This is a genomic window from Desulfitobacterium sp. LBE (assembly GCF_007830365.1).
Lineage (GTDB): Bacteria > Bacillota > Desulfitobacteriia > Desulfitobacteriales > Desulfitobacteriaceae > Desulfitobacterium > Desulfitobacterium hafniense.
The window spans coordinates 450,195-463,257 of record NZ_VLKD01000001.1 but is presented as its reverse complement, the minus strand read 5'-3'; the positions used below and the strand labels follow the sequence as shown (position 1 = coordinate 463,257).

11 protein-coding genes are annotated in these 13,063 nt (G+C 45.6%); 2 read left to right on the top strand and 9 right to left on the bottom strand.

Annotated features, from left to right (window positions below; genetic code table 11):
- Positions 1-32: 32 nt before the first annotated feature.
- From DESLBE_RS02185 to trkA, 3 genes are read right to left on the bottom strand one after another with little or no spacing between them, the layout of a single operon-like run.
- On the bottom strand, positions 33-1,490 hold the full coding sequence (locus DESLBE_RS02185; RefSeq protein ID WP_005812212.1) for a TrkH family potassium uptake protein: 1,458 nt from the start codon (positions 1,488-1,490) through the stop codon (positions 33-35).
- A 42-nt stretch (positions 1,491-1,532) separates the two neighbouring features.
- Positions 1,533-2,993: a TrkH family potassium uptake protein gene (locus DESLBE_RS02180; protein ID WP_144674969.1), complete on the bottom strand. Its 1,461-nt coding sequence runs from the start codon at positions 2,991-2,993 to the stop codon at positions 1,533-1,535.
- Between the two features lies 1 nt (position 2,994).
- Positions 2,995-4,347 carry a Trk system potassium transporter TrkA gene (trkA, locus tag DESLBE_RS02175; RefSeq protein ID WP_144674968.1) on the bottom strand — a complete coding sequence of 451 codons (1,353 nt, stop codon included), beginning with the start codon at positions 4,345-4,347 and terminating at the stop codon, positions 2,995-2,997.
- A gap of 189 nt (positions 4,348-4,536) precedes the next feature.
- Here trkA and DESLBE_RS02170 point away from each other — a divergent pair, with 189 nt between their 5' ends.
- Both DESLBE_RS02170 and DESLBE_RS02165 read left to right on the top strand, forming a co-directional pair.
- Positions 4,537-5,118, top strand: a complete 582-nt coding sequence (locus DESLBE_RS02170; protein ID WP_144674967.1) for a hypothetical protein — start codon at positions 4,537-4,539, stop codon at positions 5,116-5,118.
- A 120-nt stretch (positions 5,119-5,238) separates the two neighbouring features.
- Positions 5,239-6,588 carry an MATE family efflux transporter gene (locus DESLBE_RS02165; protein ID WP_144674966.1) on the top strand — a complete coding sequence of 450 codons (1,350 nt, stop codon included), beginning with the start codon at positions 5,239-5,241 and terminating at the stop codon, positions 6,586-6,588.
- A 348-nt stretch (positions 6,589-6,936) separates the two neighbouring features.
- Here DESLBE_RS02165 and DESLBE_RS02155 read toward each other — a convergent pair whose 3' ends face one another.
- From DESLBE_RS02155 to DESLBE_RS02130, 6 genes are all read right to left on the bottom strand, one after another.
- The gene (locus tag DESLBE_RS02155) at positions 6,937-8,139 is read right to left on the bottom strand and encodes a lactate utilization protein B (protein WP_005812206.1); all 1,203 of its coding nucleotides are present in this window, start codon (positions 8,137-8,139) and stop codon (positions 6,937-6,939) included.
- On the bottom strand, positions 8,136-9,155 hold the full coding sequence (locus tag DESLBE_RS02150) for a (Fe-S)-binding protein (RefSeq protein WP_144674965.1): 1,020 nt from the start codon (positions 9,153-9,155) through the stop codon (positions 8,136-8,138). The genes DESLBE_RS02155 and DESLBE_RS02150 overlap by 4 nt, the downstream gene beginning before the upstream one ends.
- Before the next feature lie 188 nt (positions 9,156-9,343).
- Positions 9,344-10,105: a nickel pincer cofactor biosynthesis protein LarB gene (gene larB, locus DESLBE_RS02145; protein ID WP_144674964.1), complete on the bottom strand. Its 762-nt coding sequence runs from the start codon at positions 10,103-10,105 to the stop codon at positions 9,344-9,346.
- Positions 10,106-10,239: 134 nt separating this feature from the next.
- Positions 10,240-10,992, bottom strand: a complete 753-nt coding sequence (locus DESLBE_RS02140) for an ATP-binding cassette domain-containing protein (protein ID WP_005812201.1) — start codon at positions 10,990-10,992, stop codon at positions 10,240-10,242.
- Positions 10,989-12,053 (bottom strand): iron chelate uptake ABC transporter family permease subunit, encoded by a 1,065-nt coding sequence (locus DESLBE_RS02135; RefSeq protein WP_144674963.1) that lies wholly within the window; start codon positions 12,051-12,053, stop codon positions 10,989-10,991. The genes DESLBE_RS02140 and DESLBE_RS02135 overlap by 4 nt, the downstream gene beginning before the upstream one ends.
- Entirely contained in the window at positions 12,050-13,063 is a 1,014-nt protein-coding gene (locus DESLBE_RS02130) for an iron chelate uptake ABC transporter family permease subunit (RefSeq protein ID WP_144674962.1), read from the bottom strand. Before DESLBE_RS02130 ends, DESLBE_RS02135 begins: the two co-directional genes overlap by 4 nt.

The window sequence follows — 13,063 nt, the reverse complement described above, 5'->3', positions numbered from 1 at the left end:
TGTGACACTTAAACCACACCATCATGTTCAGTTTACCAGCCGCCTTTTGTTCTCCAAAACTCGGGACGCAATAAAATGAGCAAAGTAAATAGCTCCAAACGGCCGAGCAGCATACAAAGTGACAATATAAATTTACCGAAGAGTGTGATACCCGAATACGTTGTGGTCGGACCTACTAAGCCAAAACCGGGCCCCACATTGCCCAATGAAGCAGCTACCGCACTCATGGCGTCAAAAGGCTCAAGTCCTGTTCCTGCCATAACAATAGTGGCTAAGGCAAAAATCCCTACATAAAGGAAGAAAAACACACTGACCATATTAACAGCGACAGCATCCACAGCTCTCCCATCCAGTTTGATGCTGGATACTGCACGGGGATGCAATCCGCGGGTTAATACGGCCCAAACATGCTTCGAAAGCAACATAATTCGGGATACTTTCATCCCTCCTGTAGTGGAACCGGCGCACCCGCCGACAAACATCAGCGCCAGGAGAGTTAACTTGGTAATGGCAGGCCACTGATTATAATCCGTAGAGGCGAAGCCCGTCCCCGTAACCAGCGAGACCACTTGAAACAAGGCATGCCGCACGGCATAATCAGGCGGTTTATCGTGAGTCAGCCATAATCCTCCCACAATCAGCAAGGTGCTGAACATGATAATCGAAAGATAAGTAATAAACTCCGTATTCTTAAACGGCTTAAAGCTCTTCTTCGTCCAAGCCTCCAAATAAATACGGAAATTCCCCCCGGCAATGATAATAAACAGGATCACCACAAGTTCAATCCCCAGGCTATTATAGTACATCATACTTGTATTTTTGGTGGAAAATCCCCCGGCAGAAATAGTGGAGAAACCATGGTTTATGGCATCAAACAGACTCATGCCCGCCAACATAAGCAGAGCAACAAGGATGACGGTAAAAAAGGCATAGATTTTCCAAATGGTAATTGCTGTATCGCGAATCCGGGGCATCGTACGCTTGCCCAACGGACCCGGTACTTCCGCATTGAATAAATGCACTGCACCAAAACCCGTACTGGGCAGCAAAATGATGAAGAGGACAATAATCCCTATTCCGCCCAGCCAATGGGTGATACTTCGCCAAAGCAGGATGGATAAGGGCAATGCCTCAACATCATCAATCACACTGGAACCCGTGGTTGTCAACCCGGAGACGGATTCAAACAGAGCATCGATATAAGTGGGCACACTATCCGAGATCCAAAAGGGCAAAGCCCCGAGCAAAGAGGTCAGAAGCCAGGCCCCGCCGACAATGACAAAGCTTTCTCTAATACTCATTTTTTCTTGGGTAGGTTTCCGAAAATAAACCATGGCAGCGCCCAGACAAGCAGTAATCAGGAGGGTCAGTAAAAAAGCCCACGTGCTGTCTTCATTCTTAAATGCCGCCAGGACCAAAGGAACGAACATAGTCAAGGCATATCCCATGAGAAGCCTGCCAACGATCCCTTGCACAAGCGAATAATTCATTCTGTTCTGCTCCCTCGCTTAAGACTCAAGAGGTCAAAACCTCTACCAAACCTTTCCCTTTCCCCAAAATTCAGGACGAAAGATAATGAGCAAAGTAAAAAACTCCAGGCGTCCCAACAGCATACACACTGTGAGTACGATCTTCCCTAAGAGGCTGATACCGGCAAAGGTCGTAGTCGGTCCAACCGTTCCAAACCCCGGGCCCACATTTCCTAAAGTCGCAGCCACCGCACTCATGGCCTCGAAGGGCGATAATCCCGTGCTTGCCGCAACAATGATGCTTGCTCCGGTAAAGGTCACGATATAGAGAAAGAAAAAAATCCCCACCCGGCTTAGATTTTCCGTATCAATAACCTTATCATCGAGTTTTATACTGGAGACAACCCGGGGATGGATCCCCCTCTTCAGCTCTGCCCAAGTGGCTTTAACCAAAAGAATAATGCGGGAAACCTTCATCCCTCCTGAGGTGGAGCCCGCACTCCCACCAATGAACATAAGGAGAAATAGGATGATTTTGGTCATAGAAGGCCACTGATCGAAATCCACGGAAGCATAACCTGTGGTTGTCATAATACTGGCTACTTGAAATAAGGCATGGCGAAAAGCATAGCCCGGCGAATTGCCGGCATTAGACCATAGGCTCCCGGCAATCAGCAAAGTGGCCGCTATAATAATCAACAGATAGACCATCAATTCTGTATTACGAAAGGCCTTCATAGTTTTCTTCCGCCAAACGGTCAAATAAATCACGAAATTTGCACCTGAAAAAATCATAAAAAAAGCAACGATCATTTCGATGGTCAAACTATTGTAATACATAATGCTGGTATTTTTAGTCGAAAAACCGCCCGTGGCAATGGTTGCGAAGGCGTGATTCAGCGCGTCCAGGAAACTCATTCCGGCCATCCAGAGCAGCACAGCGCAGATCGCTGTAAAAATCAAATAGATCTTCCATAAAGCAGCCGCGGTATCACGAATACGCGGCATAACCCGGTCATTGGTAGGACCGGGAACTTCTGCGTTAAAAAGGAGAACCGATCCCATTCCGGTCTTTGGGAGCAATACAATAAAAAGAACGATGATTCCCAATCCACCGACCCAATGGGTTAAGCTCCGCCACAAAAGGATGGATTGAGGTAAAGCCTCCACATCACTGATAACGCTGGCTCCGGTGGTCGTAAGACCTGATACCGTCTCAAACAGAGCATCAATATACGTGGGAACCACATCAGCAAACCAATAAGGCAGGGCTCCTGTGAAGGAGGCGAGAAGCCAAGCCCCGGTGACAGCTGCAAAGGCTTCCCGGACCCCAAATTTCATTTCGGTGAGCTTAAATCGCTTCATAAGAAAAAAACCTGGAATCCCGATAATTATTATTGAAAGTAAGAAGGAATAAACACTCCATTCCCCTAAAACAACGGCCAAGGTCAAAGGGATACACATGGCGCCTGCATAAATAACCAGGAGCTTGCCAAGCAACCCCAGAATGACTGGAAGATTCATCTTATTTACTCTCCAATTTATTCTCAAATAATCGAACAACGGTAGGGACCGTATCCGGCAGGGCAAAGACAATGGCTCTGTCTCCCGGCTTCAGCACTGTCTCTCCGTTAGGGATGATGATTTCTTCATCGCGAACAATAGTGCCGATCAACGAATTTCTGGGGAGTTTCGCATCTTTTAATTTTTTATGGGTCACCTGACTTAAAGGCGGGATGATGATTTCCATCGCTTCCGCTTTGGCCCCTTCCAGAAGAGACACAGAGACTACATCGGAGCGGCGGACATAGCGAAGGATCACTCCGGCCGTGAGAATACGGGGGGATAGGACGACATCGACCCCTACTTTTTCCATGAGAGAAATATAATCGGGACGACCTACCCGGACAAAGGTACGCGGCGCACCCAGATGTTTAGCCAGCAAGGCAATCAGGAGATTGAGCTTATCATCATCGGTCAGGCATAAGACAGCGTCCGCTTCCCCTACCCCTTCTTCAGTCAATAATTCGATATCCGTTCCTTCCCCGCATAAAACCAATCCCTCATCCAAGGATTCCGCCAATTCCTGACAACGCTCCATATCCTTATCGATGATCTTCACGGCTATGTCGGACTTTTCCAGGATCATGGCTAAATGACGGCCGATTCTGCCGGCCCCAATAATCAGGACTCTTTCCACTTTCGATTTTCTGACCGTAAAATGGTCTTCAATCTTCTTGATTGCGGATACCTCCCCGACAAAGAAAGCACAATCATTGGGTAATAGCATATCCGAGCCATGAGGAATCAACATCCGGCCATTTCTTAAGATACCCGCCACCAGGGTATGGGAGGGTAAGGTTAATTGGGTTAAAGACGTGTTAATCAACTTCGAGTCAGAAGGCATTTTTACTTCGATCATCCTTACCCTATCTCCGGCAAAGTCCTCCACATCCAGAGCGGATGGGGTGAGAAGAATACGTTTTATTTCCAGGGCGGTGACCATCTCAGGATTAATAGTCAGGTCGATCCCCAAAGCTTCATTAAACTTAATCTTATCCTTTTCAGCATACTCCTGGTTTCTGACCCGGGCAATGGTCCTTTTAATCCCCACTTGCTTGGCTGCCATACAGGCAATCATATTCACCTCATCCATATCGGTTACGGCAATCATAAGCTCAGCCTTGCGGACTTCAGGGTCCAGCAGCACTCTTGGACTGGCGCCGTTTCCGGAAATCGTCATCACATCCAAAGTATTCTGCACGATGGCCCTGCGTTCTTCATTCTCTTCAATGACAATAACTTCATGATCCTCTTGGGTTAAATACTGAGCCAGGCTGTAACCAACTTTACCGGCTCCGACGATTACCACACGCACTAATATAACCTCCATCACACCAAATCAATAGCTTAGAATTTCCTTTCATATCATCATAGTACAAGGCTCAGGTTCTATCAAGTCCAACCTGCTGCCGAAAACCGTTAAAGAAGAAAAAATATCCAGAAAAGAATGTTTCCTCCCCATAACTCATAAATATAATTGCAAAAAAATTATTTTGGGGGAAGTATGCTGAAGAAGATTAAAAAACCTACCTGGTCAACTTTTTTGGTTTCCGGATCGACGGCAGTTTTCGCCATCATATCCCTGATTAGCGTTTTTATCACCATCAATACCTGGCAGACTCAAAGAGAGGCAGCCCGGCCTTACTTTTCCTTCAAAGAATCCCCAAGCATTCAATTGACCCATGATGTCAGTTTTGAATTTAAATTTGTTAACGTAGGCACCCACCCGGCAACGGAACTTACCAGCAAGACCTTGGTTTTTCCTGAAAATTTGCAGGAACAGCCGATTTTAATCGATACTTATAGTGTCGTCAATGATATTCCCAGAGATACCGCCACAAGTCTTCTCTTACATCTCGATCCCAGTCAGTTGTATCCTGCATCTCCCGATCTGGATGCTTATTATATCGTCATCAGTTTAGATTATCGAGATCCTATACTTAAGGAAACCTATCATCAGATCATCTTTCTCAAATGGCCCGGGGTAAATCATGGACATGTCCAACCCCTGATTCACATGGAAGCAGGTGAAAAAACGCAAGTTATTCAATACATTCAGAACAGAGATCTTCTTTCCCTTCCTTAGAAACCATGCTGAATTTTAATTTAGGATCCTTTACTGCTTGATTTTTACCCCGCATTTGATTAAGATGTTCATCATGCAGGCGTAATTCTGGCGTAATTTTTAGGAAGGGATCCTGTTTTTATGGAGCAAATCACTACAATAAAGCTAAAAGTTCACCAATTCATCCATATTCTTCTGCCAATTCTGATTTCCCAGGTTGCTTTGTTCTCCATGTCTTTTTTTGACACAGCAATGTCGGGACAAGCCAGCTCCGTCGATCTGGCCGGAGTTGCCATCGGCGCCAGCCTATGGGCCCCTGTCAGCACCGGACTAGGCGGGATATTAATTGCGATCACACCTATCGTCGGACATTTATTAGGCGCCAAAAGAAGGAACGAGGTTCCTTACAATGTCCTGCAAGGAATTTATCTGGCTCTGGCCATCGCTCTCCTTTTAATTGTGGCGGGAGCCATGAGCTTGGATGGACTGCTCTCCCTTATGAATCTGGAGCCCCAGGTGCGTTTTATAGCACGAGGCTATCTTCTGGTCATAGCTTTTGGCATTCCTCCCTATTTTGTGCACCAAGTGCTGCGGAGCTTCATCGATGCGTTAGGCTATACACGAATTACCATGCTGATCACTCTTCTATCCCTGCCTATTAATATCTGCCTCAATTATATATTCATCTTTGGCAAATTTGGTCTGCCGGCCTTTGGCGGCATAGGAGCCGGTATAGCCACCTCGATGACGTATTATTGCTTGATGCTCATTGCTTTGCTCATTATTCACCGTCATCCCTATTTCAAAGAATTTGCGCTCTTCAAGCGCCTCCCTCCACTCTCCTGGAAAACCTGGCTGAAACAATTGAAAATCGGCATCCCCATCGGTTTTTCTATTTTCTTCGAGACCGGCATGTTTTGCGCGGTAACCTTGCTTATGAGCCGGTTTAATACTGTAACTATAGCCGCCCATCAAGGCGCCATGAATTTTGCCTCCATGATCTACATGATTCCTTTAAGCTTCTCTATGGCTTTAACGATTCTGGTCGGATTTGAAGTAGGGGCTCGCCGCTATCATGACGCCCGCCAGTATTCCTTGATCGGGTTGGCTTTTTCCTTCTCCATAGCACTTCTCACCGCTCTCCTGCTTTTTCTGTTCAAAGAGCAAGTGGCCTGGCTCTATTCCAAGGAATGGGATGTGATCCTCCTGGCCAAACAGTTTCTCATTTATGCCATCTTCTTTCAGTTTTCCGATGCCCTGGCTACACCCATTCAAGGAATTCTGCGCGGTTATAAGGATGTCAACCTTCCTTTTATCACTTCCCTCATCTCCTATTGGTTCATTGCCCTGCCGATTGGTTACTTTTTGGCGGCCTATACCAGCTTTGGAGCCTTTGGCTTCTGGATTGGCCTGATTTCGGGAATTACTGCCAACGCTTGCTGTCTATTGCTTAGGTTAAGGTATATTCTGCGTCGTCAGGTCGCTGTTTAATCCCAAGTGCCCGCAAGCTGATTCTCCAGGATTTTGCTTTACACCGTTCGCTCCATAAGCTGCGCGGACAAAACTAACGCTCAAGCTCTCCGCTCCGAAAGGGTCCCGGCTAAATCGGCTCCTGCCTCATAGCCGGTTGGAAACGTCCTGTTTCCAACCTTTCTCCGCTGCATGCTTTTCGCGAAGTTTTGTTTCCACTCGCTTAAATTCGCTCCCTTGTGTACATCAAAATCCTTGGGCTGCTTTTCGGGTCTGAAGGTTCAGTTAAGCTGCATAGAAGTCCAAACATGCAAAAAGAATCCCCTTGAATTATGGCCTTCCATAGTCCAAGGGGAGTTTTTGCTGATTTTACTCGATCACTTCGCCGCTTGCCAGGCGATTTCTTAATTCTCCGATCATATTGGGCACATCGATCTGCATGGGGCAACGCTCCACACAGCGCCCACAGCGCAGACAGGTATGGATTTGCGGTGCGGTAGCCTCTAATCCTCCGGAGGTAAAGACATTCCAGATGGTGCCGATACCGCCCAGATAGGTTTCACCAAAGGTTCCTGCCGTGATTTGGAAGACAGGACATTCATACATGCATCCTCCACAGCGCAGGCAATGGGATGCTTGTTTGAAGTCATCATCCACAGCCATTTTCTCCCGGCCGTTATCAACGAAGATGACATAAAACTCTTTGGGACCGTGGGCACCGTAAGTGGTCACTTTTTCGATGTCCCCGGTTTTGCTTGGCCCGGTGACGATATTGACATAAGAAGGCACACCATACTGGGCATACCGCCAGGTCACTTCAGCGACTTTCATCGCTTCCTGGAAGGTAGGCACCAATTTCTCGGTTCCTACAATCATCAGGTGAACCGGAGGAACCGCTGTTGATAAGCGCACATTGCCTTCATTTTCAATGATCACAAAAGCCCCGGTGTCGGCCGCCACCACATTGGCCGAACTGATGCCCACATCAGCGGTAAAATATTTTTCACGCATAAACTCCCGGACAATGGCCACCTCTTTGGCAATATCAGGTTCCACTTCTTTGCCAAAGAATTGGGTAAAGATTTCCGCCACCTTTTCCCGGGGAACATGAATCGCTGGGGAAAGGATATGCATGGGACGATCTTTTTTCAGCTGCAAAATGAATTCCCCGAGATCCGTTTCCCAAACTTCAATGCCCTCTTCCTCTAAGTACTCCCGGAGATGGAGTTCTTCCCCTAACATGCTTTTGCCCTTAACGACAGTTTTCCCTTTACCAATGATCTCCGCGGCCATCACTAAGGCTTCCTGTTTATCCTTGGCATAGAAGGCTTTCCCTTTATTGCGTTCAACCGCCTCCATAGCCTGAGCAAGAAGTTCCTGCCGCTGAGCGACAGAACGGCGTTTGATCTCCCGCACTTCTTCGGCGAGAGCCGGCGTATGGGGAAAACGCTCCATGGTGCTGTCCGTGGTTTCACGATAGGCTTTTACCGCCCGGGAGATGGCTTTGCGAATATTCTCATCATGCTTGGCACGATCGATCTCTTTGGAGTACTCTTTAAATTCTTTTCTCATCCCACTATCCCCTTATATAAGAATTCGATCAAGTCGGCAATGCCATGTTGGTCCTTTTTAGCTATGGCACCTTGCAAAGAAGATAGACAGTACGGACAAGAGGTTAAGATGAGGTCCGCTCCTGTGTCCTGCAGCTCCCCAACCCGTCTTTCCGCTATAGTATGAGACAGCTCAGGGAACATAAATTTATTGGGACCGCCGCAACAGGTTGTCCAGGCACGGTTGCGCATGGGTTCCTTGAATTCAACCCCCATGGCATCCAGGATCTCCCTTATCTCTTCTGTAACCCCTAAGTCACGGGCAAGCCGGCAGGAATCATGGATGACAACGGATTGCTGTGCAGCTATTTTTGGTAATTTGTGCCTTTGTTCCCATACCAGCTCAACAAAAGTCTTTACTTCAAGATCATGATGAACTCCGAATTTGGGATACATAATTTTTATGACTTCCGCGGCATGAGGAGAAAGGCAAACGATGGTCTTGGCCTGGGTTCCTTTAAGAACTTTAGTGACCTTTTGGGCATAAGTGGCAAAGTCATCCCAATACCCCAGTTCATACAACAAAGCCCCGCTGTAAAGTTCTTCATCCCCTGAATAACATAGATCATAGCCCAAACTTTGCAGAATCCGCGCCGCTTTTAAGGAGACTTGATTAAAGCGCTCCTTATCTGAAGCCAGTACGGAAGCATAGATCTTCTCAGGGGCGATGCCTGTTTTTTCTACAATGTTCCGCACACCCATCAGCATAGAAAATCCGGCGCTGTTGGGATCCATTACGGTCATGGTTTTCACCAGGGAGTCTATATAGGGAAGAAGCTGATACTCACCACCGGTGTAAAAAAGAAGATTCCCAGTCTTAGGTAACTTAAGTTCCTTAGCCCAGGAAGAAACTTCGCTTCCATTGAGAGCTAAAGGATTTCCGTATTTGACAATATTACCGCGAATTAATTCTAATACAGGTGGCATCTTGCGCTCCACCGTTGTCGGCATTTCAATAGGATTGGTTGCCACTATCATCCACCGCCTTCTCCGCTGATCGTATAATTATAGATTACTTAAAACGAGATGTCCTTGTAAACACAAAGTCTCTATGTATTATGTATTATTACACCATAATTACCTAGAGAATGGATACAAAGAGAATTATACTATAGCTCATTCCCTTTTTTCAACACATAAAGTATAGCTTTATTTTTTAATGTACATCATACTTCCCCAGCGTGGATGGCTCGAATAATGGAGTTGGCTAAAACTCCGGCTCCAAAGCCATTGTCGATGTTAACCACTCCTATTCCGGCTGAACAGCTGTTCAGCATAGCCAGCAAAGCGGCTAACCCTCCGAAACTGGCCCCATAGCCGACACTGGTAGGAACAGCAATCACCGGCTTATCGGTTAACCCGCCCACCACACTGGCCAGGGCCCCTTCCATACCGGCCACAACAATCAGCACCTGAGCCTCATCCAGCCTCTCTTTATTATCGAAAAGCCGGTGAATGCCCGCCACACCGACATCGTATAACCGCTCTACCCCACACCCCATGATCTCCGCCGTTATGGCCGCCTCCTCCGCTACCGGCAAATCCGCTGTCCCCGCACTTAAGATCAGAACTCTCCCTCTCTTGGGAATCGCTTCTTTAACAATGGTGATGACACGGGCCAGCTCGGAATAGGAAGCCTCAGGAATAGCGGCCTGCACCGCTGCATAGACTTCAGGGGTGGCCCGGGTGGCCAGGATATTATGACCACGCTGACCAAGATTCGCTAAAATCTCAATAATATGCTCCTTCGCTTTCCCCTGACAAAAGACGACTTCAGGAAACCCATTGCGCAAAGCCCGGTGATGATCTACTTTGGCAAACCCCAAATCTTCATAAGGCAGATTTTTAAGCTCCAGCAGGGCACTGTCGCAGGATATCTGACCATCCTTTACTCCCTGCAATAATGCTCTCAATTGTTCTTCGTTCATCCCTTACCTCCATGACCAATGATGGTAAATTATAGCACATTTAGGCGGGGATTAAAAATTAAAAAATAGAAGAGACAGCTCATCGTATGAGCCGCCCCTTCTGACATTTCTCCAATCAAGGTTTTAAATTATAACTAATAAATCGCTACTGGCCCATGAGGGCCAGCGATAATTTCGATTTTCGTTTCGAAAATATCTGTCAAAACTTCCGGGTCCATCACCTCTTCCACTGTTCCAAAAGCGGCAATTTGCCCATCTTTCATAGCACAAATTCGGTCAGAATATTTGGCGGCGAAATTTATATCATGAAGAACAGTCAAAATTGTTCTGCCGAATTCATTAGCGGCATGCCGCAAATGCTCCATCATTTGCACAGAACGGGCAACATCGAGATTGTTCAGCGGCTCATCCAAAAGCACATATTCAGTCTCCTGACACAAAACCATGGCTACATAGGCCCTTTGCCTTTGACCACCGGAAAGCTCATCTAAATATCTACTTTCCAGATCAGTCAAACCTAAAAAATCGATATATTTAGAAATAATCGCCTCATCCTCTTTCGTTAATCTTCCCTTTGAATAAGGGAAACGTCCAAATCCAACTAATTGTCTGACCGTAAGCCTCGTTACAAAATGATTTTCTTGTCGTAAAATAGTCAAAACTTTGGCTAAATCTGCTGACTTGGATTCAGAAACATCCATATTGGCCACCTTAATTTGGCCTTCATCCATATCCAAAAGTCTGCCGATCATCAAAAGTGTCGTAGACTTGCCAGCACCGTTGGGTCCAATTAATGAAGTAAGACCGGCTTTGGGTATATTAATATGCAAAGGTCCTATTTTCACCTCATCGGTATACACCTTTTTAACCTGATCAATCTTAATCATAACGTTCCCTTCCTTAAAATCACAATTAAAAATGTTATGCCGCCAAACAACTCGATAATAATTGAAACCACGCCTTGAGCATTGAATATATGATACATAAAAAAGTAGGCAGCCGTTATGATCAAAAATCCTATGGCAAGAGCCATGGGAAAAATATATCTGTGATCATAAGTTGGTGCCGCCTGATAACACAAGGTTGCCACTAAAAATCCATAGAAAGTAAGCGGTCCGACCAGAGCCGTGGAAATTGACATCAAAACAGCAACTAATATAAGGGTATAAATGACGCTGAATTGCTGATTAACCCCCAAAGAAGTGCTGGCATTCTTGCCCAGAGACAATACATTTAATTTTTTAGAATAAGCAAGGAGAAGCAGTGACGCAATGATGACAACGGGAATGGCCACAGGAAAGTATCCAGCATCCGCATTATTAACCGAACCAAACAATCTGGTCAATAAAATATCAAATTCAGACGGCGCAAGCAGCCTTCTCATAAAAGATGATAAAGACTTCAGCCCGGTGCCAATAATAACTCCAACCAAAAGCATAAGTTGTAAATTTCCATACTTTCCAGAAAGCAACCAGCCATAAAGTATCAAACACATCAAGACCATAGCCACAACTTGAAATACAAAGGAGCCAACACCATTAAAACCTATAAAGGCACCAGCACCAAAGAAAAATATTGTACTCGTATGAATTGTTGCGTAAAGTGCTTCAAAACCTAAAAGTGAAGGAGTGATAATCCGATTATTCGTAATCGATTGGAAAGCAACTGTCGACAAACTCTGACAGATTGCAGCAATGATCATAGCAACAAGAGCTACCAGCCTTCGTTTAACCACGGGGATAAAAGAAGGAGAATCCACCGGAACCGGATTGTTGTAAACCAAAAGTCCATAGCTGGCAAAAATCCCCAAAGCAATCAATGTTATCAGCAAAATCCAATAACGTCTTTCTTCCTTCTTAGAACGAAAAGCTCCGGCTGATCTATTTTCATGATGAAGGCCGGCCTCGATTTCGCTGTTTCCTTTATGACTATAGACTAATTCGCTCATCTTAGCCTCCTTTGTCTCAATAAAATAGCAATAAACAGAACTGCTCCCACTGTTCCAAGTATTAAAGAAACAGGTACTTCAAAGGGCATGATGATGATTCGAGAAATTATGTCACAAAGGGTTATCGTACCCATTCCCAACACACATACCCAAGGCAAATTACTTCTAAGATCATCACCTCTGTACATGGAAACAATGTTAGGGACAATTAAACCTAAAAAGGGCAAATTGCCAATAACAGCTGCCACAATGCCAACTGCAAAGGAAATAAGGGCAGTACCCAGAAGAACTATCCTATTATAATTTAAGCCAAGACTTTTTGTAACATCTTCCCCCAGCCCAGCTAAGGTCAATCGATCAGCATAGATGAAAATAAGAACAGTAGCAATAATAATCAGCCATAAGTATTCATACCTGCCAATTTGAACCGGTGCAAATGAACCTACAAACCAGGTTTCAATATTTTGCGTCATATGAAAAACCAGACCAACAAAAGTGGAAACTGCAGAAATAACTGCTCCCAGCATCATCCCAATAATCGGAACAATTAAAGACGAACGCAGTTTAACTCTTCTTAAGAACAAAAAGAAAATCATCGTCCCTACAAAAGAAAAAATGATGGCACCCGTCATTCTCTGCACCAAAGTTGGTGCAGGAAAAAACAAATAAACAAAAACAAGCCCCAAACCCGCCCATTCAATGGTTCCTGTTGTAGTAGGTTCAACCAGACGGTTCTGTGTAACAAGCTGCATTACCAGTCCTGACATGGCCATGGCAGCTCCCGTAAGCATTAGTGCCGCTGTTCTTGGCACACGGGTTATGAAAAACATTTCCCTTCCATCCGCTTGTCCTTTTATGTCATAAACTCCAGTAAACAATGATATAATACCGACAGCAACAACAGCCAGAACCGCCAATGCAAAAGGTTTTGTCCATATTTTATTGTGATTATAACGTTGGGGCTGAGAATTCTCAGCCCCAGTCATTTTTGGTATGGTATTCCCCGGCAC